Here is a 1,537-nt window from a genome sequence, read left to right as displayed (position 1 = left end):
GGGGGCGGCTTCCGCCGCGGGGGCGCGGCGCCCCCGCCCCCGGGCCCCGCGGGTCGCCCGCCCCCCCCCCGGCGCCCCTGCATTCTCAGACACGGCGCAGCAGGCGCGCCCACAGCATCAACGCGGCGTCATAGGGCAGTGCCGGGATCTCCCGCAGGCGCCAGCGCCAGCGTGCCAGGCTCGTGCGCGCGGCCGGGCCGGGCGGCGGCGGCACGGCGCGGGCCTTGCACCCGCCCAGGCGGAACAGCAGCAGCGTCCGCGGCAGATGGTAGCGATGCGTCGCGACGAAGACCGGACCAGCGCCACCACGTAGCAGGCGCAGGCAGGCCTGCACGGAAGACAGGGTGTCGGTCCCGGTCGGCTCCTGCGTGATCCGGTCCCCAGGCACCCCCGCCTCGCCCAGCAACCGCGCCATCATCGCGCTCTCCGCCGGGCCGTGCCGCCCGACCGCCCCGCTCGGCATGTAGCGCGGCGGCACCGGCTGCGCCTCGCCCCAGCGCAGCGCCGCGGCGACACGCTCGGTCAGCGCGCGGCTCGGGCGCCCGTCCGGCCGGACCGCCGCGCCCATGATCACCACGGTGGCCCGAAGCTCCGTCATGGCGTCGCTGCCCTTCTCCTCATTCATCTTCGCAGGACATCAAAGACCCGCTTGAGCGTCCCGTCGCGGCATGGTGACATGGCCGTAATCCGCCTGGGACCGACCTCATGCAAACGATCGTGCTGCGCCGGCGTGCGCTGCTTGCCGCCCTGCCCGCAACCCTCGCCGCGCCAGCCCTGGCGCAGGCGCCATGGCCCAACCGGCCCATCCGGCTGATCATCCCCTTCGCGCCCGGCGGCTCCACCGACGCGCTGGCGCGGATGCTGCTGGACCATCTGGTCGCCCGCTTCGGCCAGCCCATCATCATCGAGAACCGGCCCGGCGCCGGCGCCACCCTCGGCACCGGCCTCGGCGCGGAAGCCGCGCCCGACGGCTACACCATGCTGCTGACCGTGGTCAGCGCCTTCGCCGTCGGCGCGACGCTCTATCAGAGCCGGATCAACTGGGACCCGATCCGCAGCTTCGCCCATGTCGCGATGATCCAGCGCGGCTACTACGCGCTGATGGCCAACAACCGCACGGACTTCACCAATCCGGGCGAGCTGGCCGCCGCCGCGCGCCGCACGCCGGGCATGCCCTATGCCACCTCCGGCGTCGGCTCCATGCCGCATCTCTTCATGCTGCGCTTCGCCCAGGCCGCCAACATCGAGATGACCCACATCCCCTATCGCGGCGGCGGCCAGGCGGTGACGGACACCATGGCCGGCGTCGTGCCCGTGACGCTCGACGGCATCGCAAGCTCGGTCGGCTTCATCCGGAACGGCCAGATCAAGGGAATCGGCATCACCGGCCCGACTCGCGCGCCCGATTTCCCGCAGATGCACACCTTCGTCGAGCACGGCTTCCGCGACCTGGTCGCGGGGGGCTGGGGCGGCCGCGCGCGGCCGGCCCGCCCGCCCCCGCCCCGCCCGGCCCCCGGCGCGCCCGGGGTGCGCGAGG

2 protein-coding genes are annotated in these 1,537 nt (G+C 74.6%); one reads left to right on the top strand and one right to left on the bottom strand.

Annotated features, from left to right (window positions below; translation table 11 throughout):
- Nucleotides 1–85: 85 nt before the first annotated feature.
- A complete protein-coding gene (locus tag AC1MIR_RS11140) occupies nucleotides 86–625 on the bottom strand; it encodes a YdcF family protein (protein WP_480028224.1) in 540 nt (179 codons plus the stop codon).
- Between the two features lie 80 nt (nucleotides 626–705).
- On the opposite strand from AC1MIR_RS11140, the gene AC1MIR_RS11135 reads away from it, so the two are divergent.
- The coding region (locus tag AC1MIR_RS11135; protein ID WP_480028223.1) for a Bug family tripartite tricarboxylate transporter substrate binding protein at nucleotides 706–1,537 on the top strand (832 nt) is incomplete at its 3' end.

It is taken from the genome of Falsiroseomonas sp. RANM36, from assembly GCF_056682175.1.
Note: the sequence above shows the minus strand (reverse complement) of the source record. Positions and strands in the feature narration are given on the sequence as shown.